The organism is Mycobacterium sp. E2238 (assembly GCF_001672665.1).
Taxonomy (GTDB): Bacteria; Actinomycetota; Actinomycetes; order Mycobacteriales; family Mycobacteriaceae; genus Mycobacterium.
The window spans coordinates 1-14,012 of sequence record NZ_LZKF01000168.1; the positions used below are offsets into that span (position 1 = coordinate 1).

The following is a 14,012-nucleotide window of genomic DNA, read 5'->3' on the forward strand; positions in this document are numbered from 1 at the left end:
TTGCGGCGGCGATGCTGGGGCTGCGGGCGGCCTCCGGCTCGTTCTTCGGATTGGTCTTCTGGATCGCGCTGGCCGGGGGCGCCGGCAATGGCGCGACGCTGGGCGCGGGCGGGGCCTGGCGGTTCTCGATGCCGGTCAGCGTGTAGGCCACGCCACCGATCGCCGTCATGGCGACCAGGGCGGACATCCCGATGATCAGCTGCGACAGCCGAAGGCGGCGCCAGGGCCGGTCCGGGGGCGGGTCGATCACGTTCAGGCGCATCGACCAGCCGGACGGGCCGTCTTCGTCGTAGGTTTCGCCGCCGAACCGCACCCGCACGTCGCCGGGGTATTCCGTCTGCGACCACGCCAATTCGCGATCGGTCAGCGCCTCGTCGTCGACTCAGGCGCCCACCACGACAGCCATGACGACGCCCCCGCCGCCGTCGACCACGAGCGAAGCGCCGCCCCCGCCGTCGACCACCACGACCACCACGACCACGGTGCCCATGACCACCGAATGGATCCACGTTCCGCTGCTGCCGGTGCCGATTCCGATCCAGGTGCCGCAGACGCAGGCTCCCCAGACGCAGGCGCCGCAATACACGCCATATCCGCAGTATCCGCAGCAGTACCCGCAGTACCCGGGGAACTCCCAGAATCCGTTCCTGAGCCCGGGCTACTAGCCGCGCCCGTCGTCCCTGCTGAGCGCGCTCCATGAGCGCGTCCGTCCCCGCGCGGGTAGGTTTGGTGTCACCCGGTCGGGCGGGGTCTATCCGGCGGTGTCCTCATGGACCCCGGAGCAAATCAGCGGACTGTGGAGGCGTGACGTGGACATCGTGCTGGGGGTCTCGATGGCTCCCGAGACGGTCCGCCTGGTGGTCATCGAGGGCCAGAACGCCGACGGTGTGACCGTCGAACAGGACGAGTTCGAGGTTGCCGGCGGCGCAGGCTCGGTGACCGCCGGGGCGGTCGACCAAGTGCTTGCGGCGATCGACGGCACCCGGGAAGGTGCGCTCGCGGGCGGCTACCACTTGGTGTCGACCGGAGTGACGTGGACGGATCCCGCAGGGGTCGGCGCCCTGCGGGATGCGATGGGCCGCCACGGCATGGGCAACGTCATGCTGGTGTCGCCGCTGCTGGCCGCGGCCGCGCTGGCCCAGACGGTCGGGTCCGCCCTGGACTACGCACACATCGCAATGCTGTTCGTGGAGCCCGAGACCGCGACGCTGGCCGTCGTCGACGTCACCGACGGTTCCATCGTCGACCTGCACCGCCGGCAGCTGGCGGACGCCCGGCAAGAACCGCTCGCCGCCGAGTTGGCGACGATGCTGGCCGGTCTCAACTCGCGGGGGGCGCGGGCGGACGGCGCCTTCCTGGTGGGCTGCGGCACGGACACCACGGTCGGGCCGGGGGACGGCGGAGGCGGCGCGGGGGCGGGCGGCTGCGCCGCCGGCGGTGCGCTCGGCGGTGCGGCGGGCACCTGCTTGGCCGGGATGGCGACGCTGACCCGCGGGTTTGGTGGCTCGGTGGATCCCGGCCGATCGGAGGCCAGCGAAAACAGCACCACACCGGCCACCACGGCGGCGATCCCGGCCAGCGCGCTGCCGGCGAGGAACATGGGCCTGCGCCTGCGCGGGGGCACGTCGTCCTCGTCGGGGACGGCGCTGTAGGCCAGCGCGTCGGCGGTCGTGTTGCCCCATACGTCCAGGTACGTCGGGCCGATCGGTCGGGGACTCACTTCCCCGGTGCCCGGGTCGAGCGCGTATGCCAGGGCCGCCGTGGACGAGGCGAACAGCGGCGCGTTCGCCGACGCCAGCGCCGCTCCACGGGCCAGCGCCATCTCCGGCTCCTCCGGAGCGGTCACCACGAGCGGGGTCGCGGCCTCGAGCGCGGGCTTGATCCCCACGATGTCCGTGCCGCAGCCCACCAGGAAGGCGCCGTCCGCCCGCGCCCCCCGCGAGTTGAGACCGGCCAGCATCGTCGCCAACTCGGCGGCGAGCGGTTCTTGCCGGGCGTCCGCCAGCTGCCGGTCACGATGTACCTGCATTTCCCGTTCGTCACGGTGCCGATTCCCATCACCCCGCCGGCGCCGCCCCCGCCGCCGTAAGGGAATGGCGCACGACCGCGAGTGCGCGCACACTGGGCGGTGACGGCATGAGCGGCGAGGAGGTCGCGTGGGCGAATACGGTGCGTTCGGGTTTGACCCCGACGAGTTCGATCGAGTGATCCGAGAGGGCAGCGAGGGGCTGCGCGACATGTTCGAGCGGGTCAGCAAGTTTGTCGCGGCGCCGGGAGCCCGGACAGGGTGGTCGTCGCTCTTCGACGACCTGTCGCGGCGCCCCCGCCAGCAGCCCGAGACCACCGGCGAGGCCGGAGACGGTGTCTGGGCCATCTACACGGTGGACGCGAACGGCGGCGCGCACGTCGAACAGGTTTATGCCACGGAGCTCGACGCGCTGCGGGCCAACAAGAACAACGTCGACCCCAAGCGCAAGGTGCGGTTCCTGCCCTACGGCATCGCCGTCAGCGTCCTCGACGACGATTCCCCCGACGAGGAATCCGGCGAGCCTTCCTGAGGCTCAGCCCTGCTGGACGACGTTCGCGCTACCGGCGTTGCTGACTTTCGGCGCACCCGAGTGGTAGGTGACCTTGTTGTTGATGCCGGACGCTTGAATGCTGTCGACGGCGTCGACGGTGACCTGGTTCTGCATGCCCGACACGGTGAGGATCGCACAGTGGCCGGTGATCACCACGGTGTTCGATACCCCGCGGACGACGACGATGTTGTCGTTGCAGGCGATGGTCCGGTTCTCGCCGACCCCGGAGACACTGATCTCGTCGCCCGGCGCCGGCGCCGGTGACGTCGACGGCCTGGGCGTTTTGGTCCGAGTGGCCGACGGTGAGGTGCCGCCCGGGGAGATGCTGGTGATGGTCGGCGGCGAGCTGATGATCGAGCGCACACCGGACAGCTGGTGTGCCGCGAAGGCGGCGATGCCGCCGGCGAGAGCCAGCATGCCGACGACGATGACCGTGCCCAAAATCCACCACATGCGATTGCCCGAGGGACGTTGCGGCGGCGGGCCCGGGAACGGGCCGCCATAGCCCCACGCGGGCGGTGGCGGCGGAGGGCCAGCCGGTCCGGGCGAATAAGCCGGGCCGGCGGGCTGCGCGCTACCCGCTTCGGACGCCCGCGCCGCCTCGGCGAGCGGGCGCTCGAGTTCCCGGATCCGCTCCTCCGGGTCGTCGTTTGCTGCCATCGGTTGAATATGCCATTCCCGCGGCTGGTTTCGGGCGGTTCGGTAGTTTCTGCTTCGTGCCCGAGTTGCCGAACCGTCAGGTGTTGTTGCGTCGCCGCCCCACGGGGCTTGTTCAGCCCGGTGACACGGAGCTGGTCACCACCCCGGCACCCGAACCGGCGGAGGGGGAGGCGCTGCTGCGCACCACCTATGTGGGGATCGACGCAGCCGCCCGCACGTGGCTGGACGACCAGCCGAGCTACCTTCCGCCGGTGCAGCTGGGCGAGGTGATCCGCGCGGCCGGGATCGGCGAGGTGGTCGCGTCGCGCTGCGATGCCTACGCGGTCGGCGACGTCGTCACCACGCTGACCGGCTTCTCCGAGTACGCGATCATCCGCGACGACCTGTTCAGCACGCCCATCCCGGGCGAGGACGACCAGCTGGCGATCATGTCGGTCTACGGGCCCACCGGCGCCACCGCCTATTTCGGAATGACCGACATCGGTCGGCCCAAGGAAGGGGAAACGGTGGTGATCTCGGCGGCCGCGGGCGCCACGGGATCGGTGGCGGGCCAGATCGCCAAGATCGCCGGCGCCCGGGTGGTGGGCATCGCCGGCGGGCCGGAGAAGTGCCGGGCGGTGGTGGAGGACTTCGGGTTCGACGCGTGCATCGACTACAAGAACGACGACCTCGCGGCGGCACTCAAGCAACACTGCCCACGGCGCGTCGACGTCTACTTCGACAATGTGGGCGGGCCGATCCTCGACGCGGTGCTGGGCCGCTTGGCCCCGCGCGCCCGCGTCGTGCTGTGCGGCGTCATCTCCAGCTACCTCACCGGCGAGCACCCCGGGCCGGCCAACTACGTGAACCTGCTGTCCAAGACCGCCTTGATGCAGGGATTCAACGCCCTCGACCAGTGGGGCCGCTTCGACGAGGCGTTCGCCGCGCTTCGGCAGTGGGAGGCCGAGGGCCGGCTCAAGCACCGGGAAACCATCTTCGACGGCATCGAATCGTGCGTCGACGCCCTCAACGGCCTGTTCACCGGGGTCAACATCGGGAAGACGCTGGTCAAGCTCAGCGAACCGGCTTCCCGCTGAGCATCGCGCGTGGTTAGCACGGGAGAAACTGCGCGCCACGAGCCGGGTGTGCGCTGCGTGGCACCCCGGCGCGTGGTTTCATAACACCGTTTGCAAAGGTTGCTTCGGGGTATCGCGCTAGGTCGGAACACGGCTTTCACGATTGGTGGGTTGTAGATGGATCGTCGCAGCATGATGTTGATGTCGGGGCTCGGCATGCTGGGGGCTGCGATGCGCTTGCCCGGCGCCTGGGCCACCCCGTCGGCGCCCCAGGCGCCGCCGTCGGCCGGTCCCGGCGGGCCGTACATCTTCGCCGACGAGTTCGACGGGCCGGCGGGCTCGCCTCCCGATCCCGGCAAGTGGACGATCCAGACCTGGCAGGACGACGTCTTCCCGCCGGTCGAGGGCATCTACCGCGACGACCGCCAAAACGTGTTCCAGGACGGGCACTCCAACCTGGTCCTGTGCGCCACCCACGATCTGCTGAACAACACCTATTACAGCGGCAAGCTGCGCGGCAACTTCCGGAGCATGATCAATCAGACCTGGGAAGCGCGGATCAAGCTCGACTGCCTGTATCCCGGCCTGTGGCCCTCGTTCTGGGGTGTCAACGAGGACCCGCTGCCCGACGGCGAGGTGGACATCTTCGAGTGGTACGGCAACGGGCAGTGGGCCCCGGGCACCACCGTCCACGCGGCGTCCAACGGCAAGACCTGGGAGGGGAAGTCCATTCCCGGCCTGGTCGACGGCGGCTGGCACACCTGGCGGATGCATTGGGGCGAAGAGGGTTTCGAGTTCTCGCGGGACGGCGCCGAGTACTTCAAGGTCCCCAACAAGCCCATCCACGTCCACGGCGGCGCGCCCGACGACTTCCGGTGGCCGTTCAACATCCCCGGCTATTGGATGACGCCCATGTTCACCCTCGCCGTCGGCGGGGTCGGCGCCGGCGATCCGGCGGCGGGTACCTTCCCCGCGTCCATGCTGGTGGACTACATCCGCATCTGGTGATCACCGCGTCGCTTTGAACACCTGCACCAGGTTGAACTGCCAGCGCTCGACGAGCCGGAAGCCCAGATCGTGCGGCACCGCGAAGGCGGGGGTCGCCCCGTAGCGCGGACCGGGCGGCAGCGCCGGACCTTGATCGTGGGCGGGCATCGATTCGTCGGCCTGCGTGATGATCCAGACCACGCGGCAATGGCTGAGTGGCGCGGCGACGACCTCGGGGATCAGGTTGGTGTCGAAGACGTCGTTGCGGTCGGTCGCCCGCTGCCACAGCGTCAGGTCGATCAGCTTGCGATAGGCATCGGGGCGCGCCGCCATCAGGGGGCGCATCGGGGCGGGCATGAACGTCACGGTGTCGTTCACCAGCAGGCAATCGCCCGGCGCCGCCCGGCCCTCGATCAGATCCGCCACCTGGCTGTAGTCCATTCCGTACTTGGCATACGGGTTTCGCTGCGCCAACAGGTAATTCGGGGCGGCGGCGACGGCGAAAAGGGTGACGACGGCCGCCGTCAGCCACGGCCGGGTGGTCACCGCGGCGGCGCAGACACCGAGGATCAGCGCCATTCCCGGCGCGGTGAACGTCAGGTAGCGCGGCGTGTAGATCGAGTGCACCAGCGCCGAGTAGATCAGGATGGCCGCGGTCGGTAGGGCAAGCCATGCGACCGCGAGGGCCAGCAGCTGCCCATCGCCGCGCGCCGGCCGAGCGGACTTGCTGAGCCACAACGCAATAGCCCCCGCGATCACCAGCGCCGACAGCACGGCGAACGGGGGGCTGCGCTCGAAATACTGTTGCACCACGACGTCTTCGAGCGTCCGGCGACCGATCGGTGCGATCCAGCTGATTTGATGCGCCTGCCCGGCGACCGTCACCAGAAACGGGGCCATGGCGCAGATCCCGGCGGTCGCCGCGATCGCGAACCGCAGCAAAACCCTTCGCCCACAACGGGACACCACGACGAGCGTGAAGTGCGCCCCGACCAACAGTGCGAGGTAGACGTCGAGCGCAATCGACGAGACCAGGGCGAGGCCGTAGGCCGCCCACAGCCAACCGGAGTCGCGGCGCGCGGCGCGCACGAGCAACACCGTCAGCCACACCGCGGCCATCATCGACAGCGCGTAGGGGCGGGCCTCGATGCCCGCCCACGTCGTTCGCGGCAAGACGGCGCAGAAGGCACCCGAGGCCACCGCGACGGTGCGCGACGAAAACTGCTTGCCCAGCACCACGATTCCCGCGGCGGCGCCCCCGACGGCCAGCCCACTCGGCGCGCGCGACCAGAACTCGGTGGGCGGGAAAACCTGAAACCAGGCGTGCATGAGCAGGTAGTACAGGCCGTGCACGGCGTCGACATTGCCCAGCATCCGCCACAACTGGGCGAGGGAACGACTGTATGCGGCCGAGATCGTGGCGGCCTCGTCATACCAGAAAGACGGGCGGCCCGCGCCGCCCATGCTCACCGCGACGGCGAGCACCCCGACCAGCAGCGGGTCCAGCCCGGCCGACGGGCGGCGAAGCGGGTTCCGCACGTCGCTATGGTGCCAGAAGCAGATCCCCGGGCCCGTCGCCGGTCGGCTACCTTCGGGTCAGTTGAGCAGCCAGACGTGCCAGAACCCGTCGGAGCCCAGGCGGCAGTCCCAATGGGTGTACAGGTGGTCGTTGTGCGTGATCTCCACGTGCGGGGCGTCCGCCTCGCAGCCAGACTGGCTCGAGTAGTTGCCCTCGACCTCTACTTCGTCGGCACTGGCCACGCCCACCCCGGTGGTGAGCAGCCCGGCAAACGCCAATAGGCCAGCGGCGCAAGCCATCTTCATTTGGACCTCCCCTTGTTAGCTGAGCCGACTATATCGACCGGCCCGGGCGGGCGATCGAAAACGGGGAATCCGGCAAACCGCCATCATTCGAACGTATGATCGATCGATGGGGCAGTTCGCGTCCATCGGGTACAACGGGCAACCGGTCCGCAGCCCGTTCCGGGTGGTGCGTCCGCCGGTCACGGTCCTGGTGGACCTGACGGTGCTCTTCCCGCGTGAGCCACACCGCTCCGGGCGGTATCAGCCCAACGGGCTGCAACTGCACAAGGTCGTCGAGGGCCTGCTCAGCTGCTGGGGCCTCTGCGAGCAGGGTGACTGGTGGGGGCTGGTGACCTACCCGGTCGCCTACGGCTCCCAGCGCAAGACCGTGACGCACTGGGTGCCCGCCTGGACGTTGCGCCGAAAGCCGTTCTGAGGGCGGCGCTTACGCCGGATCCCTGCGGCCACGTCGGGCCAATGCGATGATGGCTGCCCGTGGAAGCAAGTTGGGGTTCGGTACTGACCAAGCTCATCGCGCTGGCGGCCGTCATCGCGCTCTCGCCGATCACGGTCGTTCCGGCGGTGCTGGTCTTGCACGCCCCCCGGCCGCGGCCGGCCAGTCTCGCCTTCCTCGCCGGATGGGTCCTGGGGCTGGCCGCCCTCACCGCGGTGTTCGTCAGCGGCTCGGCGCTGCTCGGCGGCCTGCACCGGGCGCCACCGACGTGGGCGTCCTGGGTGCGGGTGGCGCTGGGGTCGGCGCTGATCGCGTTGGGCGCCTACCAGTGGCTGACCCGGCATCGTCACGGCAGCATGCCACGCTGGATGCGGTCGTTCTCCACACTCAGCCCGCCACGCGCCGGACTGACCGGGGCGGTGCTGGTGGTGCTGCGACCCGAGGTGCTGATCATGTGCGCGGCGGCCGGCCTGGCCATCGGCAGCAGCAGCCTTCGCGCGGCCGGCCAGCTGGTCGCCGGGGCATTGTTTCTCGTCATCGCCGCGTCCACGGTCGCCATCCCCATCCTGGCGTATGCCGGCGCCGGTGATCGGCTCGACGATGCGCTGGAACGCCTCAAAGTGTGGATGGAGGAAAACCACGCCACCCTGCTCGCCGTCATCCTCGTCCTGATCGGTTTGATGGTGCTCTACAACGGGATTCGCGCCCTGTAGATTGCTGCGCATGGCAGGTAGCTGGGGCACCGTGCTCACGGGGCTCGTTCCGCTCGGGCTGGTCATCTCGCTGTCGCCGCTCACCGTCATCCCGGCGGTGCTGGTGCTGCAGGCGCCGCGGCCGCGGCCGACCGGCCTGGCGTTTCTGAGCGGCTGGGTGCTGACCCTCGCCGCACTGACGGCGCTTTCCGTCGCGGCCTCCGGCCTACTCGGCGGGCTGGACAAGTCGCCGCCGCGGTGGTCTTCGTGGCTGCGCGTGGTGCTGGGGTCCGCGCTGATCGTGTACGGCGTCTACAAATGGCTGAACCGGCGCGGCCACGCCGAATCGCCGGCCTGGATGCGCTCGTTCGCGACCATCACCCCGACCCGGGCCGGGATCATGGGTGCGGTGCTGGCCGTGGTGCGGCCGGACGTGCTGCTCATCTGCATCCCGGCCGGGCTGGGCATCGGCACCGCCGGGCTCGGCCTCGCCGGGGACTGGGTGGCCGCCGCGTTCTTCGTCGCCATCGCGGCGTCAAGCGTCGCGATCCCGATACTGGCCTACGCTGCGGCCGGCAGCCGTCTCGACGACACGCTCGCCAAGCTCAAAGACTGGATGGACCGCAACAACGCCGCCCTGCTCGCGGCGGTCCTGGTCCTGATCGGCGCGATGGTGCTCTACCACGGAATCGACGCCCTATAGCCGCCGTCGGTCAGGCCGGCCTCCTCCTCGAGCCGGTTGATCGCGCCGAAGGCGTATTCGCGGACCAGCTCCCGGCCGTAGTCGGCCAGCATGCCCACGTAGCCCTTCGCCGCCCACTGCCGGCAGTGCCGCTCCTCGTGGTGCAGCACCCGGTCCAGGTCGAGCCGGCTCTCCACCGGCCTGCCGCCGGCGTGCACGTACCAGGCGTGCCCGGACTCGATGATGCGGCGAAGCCACCCGGCGGGGTCGGTGACGGCGCCGATGTTGACCATGAAGATGTCGCCCCACGTGGTGCCGGCCCGCCGGCAGAACTGCCGTTGGATCCAGTTGCCGCCCAGGCCCATGAGGATGCCGTTGGGCGTCGTCACGAGGCGCCCGCCGTTGCGGTCGACGAACCCGACGTCGCGGGTGTAGGTCCAGCGATTTGCGTTCTGCCGCAACATGATCCGGGTGATTTCCGCCTGGCTGTAGGGCGTTGGGGGAAAATCGGTGCGCCACGCCCGGTTGCTGCCGTAGCCGGTGCCCGCGTTCAGGATGTAGGTGCTGCGCACCGCCGCGCGGGCGTCGCCGCCGCGGGTGCCCCGGGGCAGCAGGAAGAAGGATTTGCCGGCCGGATCCCTGATCTCCGTCATCCGCCCGAGCGGCCGAAAGGTGTCCGGGGTGATGGCGTGCCGCCGGGCGATCTCCGCGACGACGGCCGGGGCCACGCCGCGGCGCGCGGCGTTGTCCCGCCATGCCTCGAAGTAGCCCGGTGCGTCCATGTCCGCCAACCAATTTAGGGTGTAGCGAATGAACTGGCGGCCCAGGCGACGTGCGCGCGGCATCGAACAGATCACCCGGGGCCTCGGCACCCTTGACCGGGAGATCTTCGACGCGATCGCCGAGACCGACACCCCGCTGCTGGACATGGTCATGCCGCCGCTGACCCGGGCGGCCGACAACTCGAAGCTGTGGTTCGCCATCGCCGCGGCCATGATGGCCTCGGGAAAGCCGAGCGCCCAGCGCGGCGCGACGCGCGGCGTCATGACGCTGGCGGCCACCAGCCTGGTCACCAACCAGGTCGCCAAACGCATCCGCCGCCGCCCGCGTCCCGGGTACGAATTGGTGCCGCTGGTCAGGCAGGTCCGCCGCCGGCCGACCTCGAACTCCTTCCCGTCGGGGCACTCCGCCAGCGCGGCCGCGTTCGCCGTGGGGGTCGGTTTGGAGAATCCGATGCTGGGATTCGGGCTGGCGCTGCTGGCCGGGCTGGTCGGGCTCTCCCGGGTGGCGACCGGCGCGCACTACCCGGGCGACGTCGTCGCCGGGTTCGGCATCGGGGCGGGCCTGGCGGTGCTGGGCGGTCGGCTTGTCCCGCCGATCGTCGAGACCGCCCTGCCCAAGACCGAACCGCTGCGGGTCGAGACGCCCGAACGGCCCGAGGGTTCCGGGGTGGTGCTGGTGATCAATCCCGAGTCGGGCAGTGGCACCGGGGCCCGCGTCGTCGACGAGGTACGCGAGGCGCTGCCGAAGGTGGACATCCGGGAACTGGGCCCAGACGACGACCCGGCCGAGGTCTTGCGCGAGGCCGCCGCGAGCGCCGAGGTGCTTGCGGTAGGCGGGGGCGACGGCACGGTGGCGGCCGCGGCCGGGGTGGCCATCGAGGCCGGACTGCCGCTGGCGGTGTTTCCCGCCGGCACGTTCAACCATTTCGCCAAGGACATCGGCTGCGACACGGTGGCCAAGACGGTCGACGCGATCCGGCGCGGCAGCGTGTCGTGCGTGGACCTGGTGTGCCTGAACGAAAGTCAGATGGTCCTCAACACGGCGAGCATCGGCGCCTACCCGACCTTCGTGCAGCAGCGCGAGAAACTGGAGAAGCGCATCGGCAAGCCGCTGGCCGGTCTGTACGCGATGCTGCACACGCTGCGTCACGACCAGCCAGTCCGGATCTCGTACGACAACAAGACGCTGCTGACGTCGCTGTTCTTCCTCGGCAACTCGCTGTACCTGCCGACCGGGTTCGCGCCGTCGCGGCGGACCCGGATGGACGACGGCCTGATCGATGTGCGCATGCTCGACGCGGGCCGGCGGTGGTCGCGGACCAGGATCCTGACCGCGCTCGCGCTGGGGCGTTTGGAGCGCAGCCCGCTCTATCACGAGCTGCAGGTGCCGGAATTCAGCTTCGTCGCGGTCGACGGCCCGACGGTCATCGCGTGCGACGGCGAGGTCGGCGACGAATACGAGAAGGCCAGCTTCACCGCCAAATACCGGGTGCTTCCGGTGTTCCGCCCCTGCGTCTAGGACCCCTCGGTCAAGTCCCGCACCTGCGCATAGCGCTCCAGCAGTTCGGGCGCGGGGCCGGCGGTGTATTCGTCGGTCCGGGGCGGGCGCCAGCCGGGCGGTTTTGGCGATCCGCTCAGTGCCCACGCGGCCTGCCGCGCGGCGCCCAACGCGACGTATTGGGCGGCGGCCGGCACCAGCACGGGCACGCCGAACACCGCGGGGGCGATCTCGCGTAGCGCCCGCGATCGGGCGCCGCCGCCGATCAGCAGGATGCGGCGGGTGACGACGCCGTGCGTGGCGAGGTGGCTGAGGCCGTCGGCCAGCGCGCACAGCAGCCCCTCCACGGCGGCCCTGGCCAGGTTGGCCGGCTTCGCGTTCCCCACCCGTAGGCCGTGCAGCGCGCCAGAGGCGTTGGGGCGGTTGGGTGTTCGCTCACCCGCCAGGTAGGGCACCAGGACCAGCCCCGCGCTGCCCGGCGGCGCCGCCAGCGCGAGCTCCGACAGCGCTTCGTGATCGACACCGAGCATCGCGGCGGCCGCGTCGAGCACACGCGCGCCGTTGAGGGTGCACACCAGCGGCAGGTAGCGCCCGGTGCCGTCGGCGAATCCCGCGACGAAGCCGGCGTCGTCGCGGACTGGGTCGGCGGTGACCGCGGCGACCACCCCCGACGTCCCGACGGAGACGATGACGTCGCCCTCGTCGGCGCCCAGGCCCAGCGCCGCGGCCGCGTTGTCCCCGAGGCCTGCCCCGAATGTGGTTGTGCCACTTACGGTTGCGCCCGACGGGCCCAGCACGGTAGGCAGCCGCGGGCGGCGGCCGCGCAGTGCCAGCTCGAGCAGGTCGACGCGGTAGGCGCCGCTCGCGGCATCGAAGTAGCCGGTGCCGCTGGCGTCGCTGCGGTCGGTGGTCAGCGCCGCGATGTCGGTGTCGTCGCGCAGTCGCCACGTCAGCCAGTCGTGCGGCAGGCAGACGGCCGCCGTGCGGTCCGCGTGCCGCGGCTCGTGGTCGGCCAGCCAGCGCAGCTTGGCCACCGTGATCGCGGCCAGCGGCACGACCCCGACGGCTTGCGCCCATGCGTGGGGGCCGCCGAGTTCGTCGACGAGCGCGCGCGCCGCGTCGGCCGAACGCACGTCGTTCCACAGCAGCGCGGGCCGCACCACCCGGCCCGCCTCGTCGAGGCACACCATTCCGTGTTGCTGCGCGCCGACGGCGACGGCCTCGACGCCGTCCAGTCCGCCCGCGGCCGCGATCGCCCCTCGGGCGGCGGCTTCCCATGCGGCCGGGTCGATCTCGGTCCCGTCAGGATGCACGGCGCTGCCCTCGCGGACCACCTCGCCGGTGGCGGCGTCGCAGATCAACACCTTGCAGGACTGCGTCGACGAGTCGATGCCGGCGACCAGCCTCATTCGCGGGCCCCGACGAGTGCCCGCAACGTGGCGCGCGCGCCGTGCCGGTGCAGCGAATCCAGGGCCCACAGGTACGGCTCGAGGAAGCGGGGTTGGTCGATGAGGTCACCGAACACCGCACGGTTGGCGAGAAACGCGGCCGGGTCCGCGCGCTGGGAGCGGGCGATCGGGACGAGGGTGTCGGCGAGCCGGTCCACCACCTCGATCGGCCGGCCTTCTTCGTCGACGCCCTCGGCGTAGCGCGCCCAGCTGGCGACGATCGCCGCCGCCAGCCGCACCGGGCCCCCGCGCCGCAGATTGTCGGCAACCACCGGCAGCAGCCACTTCGGGATGCGGTCGGACGAATCGGCGCACAACCTGGCGACCGTGTCGCGCACGTAGGCGTTGGCGAACCGGGGGATCAGCCCGGCCTTGAAGTCGGTCAGCCCCGGGACGCGCACCAGGGTCGGCATCGCCTCGGATTCCATGTAGCGGTCCAGGAATTGGGCGATCAGCGGGTCCTGGGCGGCCTCGTGCACCAGCCGATACCCGGCCAGGTAGGCGAAGTAACACAGCCCCTGATGGCTGGCGTTGAGCAGCCGCAGCTTCATTGCCTCGTACGGCGACACGTCGTCGACCAGTTGGACGCCGGCCTTCTCCAGTGGGGGCCGGCCGTCGGCGAAATGGTCTTCGAGGACCCACATGGCGAATGGCTCGGCGACCACCGGCCACGCGTCTTGCACGCCGAATTCGGAGTCCAGCCGGTCGATCACGTCGGACGTGGTTACCGGCGTGATGCGGTCGACCATCGAATTGGGGAACGTGGTGTGCTCGCACATCCACTGCGCGAGTGCGGGATCGAGCCGCTCGGCGCTTGACATGAACGCGTGCCGGGCCACGCTGCCGTTCTCGACGATGTTGTCGCACGAAACGATCGTGGGGGAGGGCAGGCCCTGTTTCCGCCGCCCGTTCAGTCCCTCGGCCACGAGGGGGAACACGTCGCTCAGCGGCGGGCGGTAGCCGCCTTCGGTGATGGTGAGCGAGACGATACGGGTGGTGGGGGTGGCGAGGAGCTCGATCACCGCCTCGGGATCGTCTGGCGCGTAACGGAAGTCAACGATCGAACCGATGACCCGTGGCTCCCGGGTGCCGTCTGGGTGTTCGAGGACCAACGTGTAGAGGTAGTCCTGGGCGCGCAGCACGTCGCGCATGCGCCGGTCACCCGGCAGCACGCCGACGCCGCAGATTCCCCAGTCCCGGGCCAGTCCATCGCTGAGCAACCTGTCGATGTACATGGCCTGGTGGGAGCGGTGGAAGCCGCCGACGCCGAAATGCACGATGCCGACGCCTATTTGGCTTCGGTCGTAGGCCGGGACGGGGATGTTGAGGGCGCCCAGGTTGCGCGCGCTCAGCTCCATTCCCGGAACTTAGC

At 70.4% G+C, this 14,012-nt stretch carries 15 protein-coding genes and 1 pseudogene; 9 read left to right on the forward strand and 7 right to left on the reverse strand.

The annotated features are described in order from the left end of the window. Window positions 1-352: pseudogene (locus A5711_RS15150) on the reverse strand (hypothetical protein); the annotation flags it as partial. Window positions 353-488: 136 nt separating this feature from the next. Here A5711_RS15150 and A5711_RS27265 point away from each other — a divergent pair. From A5711_RS27265 to A5711_RS15165, 3 genes are all read left to right on the forward strand, one after another. Next, the gene (locus tag A5711_RS27265) at window positions 489-665 is read left to right on the forward strand and encodes a hypothetical protein (RefSeq protein ID WP_197501060.1); all 177 of its coding nucleotides are present in this window, start codon (window positions 489-491) and stop codon (window positions 663-665) included. A 144-nt stretch (window positions 666-809) separates the two neighbouring features. Next, complete coding sequence (locus A5711_RS28050; protein WP_369829941.1) at window positions 810-1,652, forward strand: hypothetical protein; 843 nt, start codon at window positions 810-812, stop codon at window positions 1,650-1,652. Window positions 1,653-2,156: 504 nt separating this feature from the next. Then, the gene (locus A5711_RS15165) at window positions 2,157-2,558 is read left to right on the forward strand and encodes a hypothetical protein (protein ID WP_067947834.1); all 402 of its coding nucleotides are present in this window, start codon (window positions 2,157-2,159) and stop codon (window positions 2,556-2,558) included. A gap of 3 nt (window positions 2,559-2,561) precedes the next feature. On the opposite strand, the gene A5711_RS15170 is transcribed toward A5711_RS15165, so the two are convergent. Then, a complete protein-coding gene (locus A5711_RS15170) occupies window positions 2,562-3,239 on the reverse strand; it encodes a DUF3060 domain-containing protein (RefSeq protein ID WP_067947836.1) in 678 nt (225 codons plus the stop codon). A gap of 56 nt (window positions 3,240-3,295) precedes the next feature. Between A5711_RS15170 and A5711_RS15175 the strand changes: the two genes are divergently transcribed. Further along, window positions 3,296-4,315: an NADP-dependent oxidoreductase gene (locus tag A5711_RS15175; RefSeq protein ID WP_067947838.1), complete on the forward strand. Its 1,020-nt coding sequence runs from the start codon at window positions 3,296-3,298 to the stop codon at window positions 4,313-4,315. 156 nt (window positions 4,316-4,471) lie between these two features. Further along, window positions 4,472-5,302, forward strand: coding sequence for a family 16 glycosylhydrolase (locus A5711_RS15180; protein ID WP_067947840.1), 831 nt, complete (start codon window positions 4,472-4,474; stop codon window positions 5,300-5,302). Here the strand turns inward: A5711_RS15180 and A5711_RS15185 are convergent, their stop codons facing one another. Together A5711_RS15185 and A5711_RS15190 are read right to left on the reverse strand one after the other, a co-directional pair. Next, entirely contained in the window at window positions 5,303-6,745 is a 1,443-nt protein-coding gene (locus A5711_RS15185) for a glycosyltransferase family 39 protein (RefSeq protein WP_156744958.1), read from the reverse strand. Between the two features lie 132 nt (window positions 6,746-6,877). After that, entirely contained in the window at window positions 6,878-7,105 is a 228-nt protein-coding gene (locus A5711_RS15190) for a hypothetical protein (RefSeq protein ID WP_066947520.1), read from the reverse strand. Window positions 7,106-7,211: 106 nt separating this feature from the next. On the opposite strand from A5711_RS15190, the gene A5711_RS15195 reads away from it, so the two are divergent. The 3 genes from A5711_RS15195 to A5711_RS15205 are packed head-to-tail and all read left to right on the forward strand — an operon-like array spanning window position 7,212 to window position 8,933. Further along, entirely contained in the window at window positions 7,212-7,520 is a 309-nt protein-coding gene (locus A5711_RS15195; protein WP_067947845.1) for a hypothetical protein, read from the forward strand. A 59-nt stretch (window positions 7,521-7,579) separates the two neighbouring features. Next, window positions 7,580-8,251: a GAP family protein gene (locus tag A5711_RS15200; protein ID WP_067947847.1), complete on the forward strand. Its 672-nt coding sequence runs from the start codon at window positions 7,580-7,582 to the stop codon at window positions 8,249-8,251. 10 nt (window positions 8,252-8,261) lie between these two features. Further along, window positions 8,262-8,933: a GAP family protein gene (locus A5711_RS15205; RefSeq protein ID WP_067947885.1), complete on the forward strand. Its 672-nt coding sequence runs from the start codon at window positions 8,262-8,264 to the stop codon at window positions 8,931-8,933. Here A5711_RS15205 and A5711_RS15210 read toward each other — a convergent pair. Continuing rightward, window positions 8,909-9,694, reverse strand: a complete 786-nt coding sequence (locus tag A5711_RS15210) for a hypothetical protein (protein ID WP_067947888.1) — start codon at window positions 9,692-9,694, stop codon at window positions 8,909-8,911. The genes A5711_RS15205 and A5711_RS15210 overlap by 25 nt on opposite strands. Before the next feature lie 28 nt (window positions 9,695-9,722). On the opposite strand from A5711_RS15210, the gene A5711_RS15215 reads away from it, so the two are divergent. Further along, complete coding sequence (locus A5711_RS15215; protein ID WP_067947849.1) at window positions 9,723-11,213, forward strand: bifunctional phosphatase PAP2/diacylglycerol kinase family protein; 1,491 nt, start codon at window positions 9,723-9,725, stop codon at window positions 11,211-11,213. Here the strand turns inward: A5711_RS15215 and A5711_RS15220 are convergent. Both A5711_RS15220 and A5711_RS15225 read right to left on the reverse strand, forming a co-directional pair. Then, a complete protein-coding gene (locus A5711_RS15220) occupies window positions 11,210-12,601 on the reverse strand; it encodes an FGGY family carbohydrate kinase (RefSeq protein ID WP_067947852.1) in 1,392 nt (463 codons plus the stop codon). The genes A5711_RS15215 and A5711_RS15220 overlap by 4 nt on opposite strands. Continuing rightward, complete coding sequence (locus A5711_RS15225) at window positions 12,598-13,998, reverse strand: mannitol dehydrogenase family protein (RefSeq protein WP_067947854.1); 1,401 nt, start codon at window positions 13,996-13,998, stop codon at window positions 12,598-12,600. The genes A5711_RS15220 and A5711_RS15225 overlap by 4 nt, the downstream gene beginning before the upstream one ends. Between the last annotated feature and the right edge of the window lie 14 nt (window positions 13,999-14,012).